Consider the following 300-nt stretch of genomic DNA (forward strand, 5'->3'; position numbering starts at 1 on the left):
CTTATTGATCATATCATTATTTTCTGCGTGAAAGCCGATCATTATACCTGTCTTGGCAACTTTTTCCATCAGCTCATATTGGTCACCGGTGTTTGGGGCAGTAAGTCCGATAAATTCCTCTTTTCTCCCCGGGGGAGCCTCATGCAAAAAGGTTTTAAAAGCAACTATACCAGATTTAGCACAAGGAATAATATCCTCCAGACAGTCCGTTCCAGCTGCACCAAAGAAAGCAATATCTACCACTACTTCTTGACTTGCAATGTCCATTCTTCTTTGTACTAATTCTGGAGAATGGGGTGG

General features: G+C 42.0%; 1 pseudogene. It reads right to left on the minus strand.

Going from position 1 to position 300, the window contains the following annotated elements:
* Positions 1-267: pseudogene (locus COZ07_RS05600) on the minus strand (allantoinase AllB); the annotation flags it as partial.
* Positions 268-300: the final 33 nt, after the last annotated feature.

Source organism: Candidatus Infernicultor aquiphilus (genome assembly GCF_002784285.1).
Taxonomy (GTDB): domain Bacteria; phylum Atribacterota; class Phoenicimicrobiia; order Phoenicimicrobiales; family Phoenicimicrobiaceae; genus Infernicultor; species Infernicultor aquiphilus.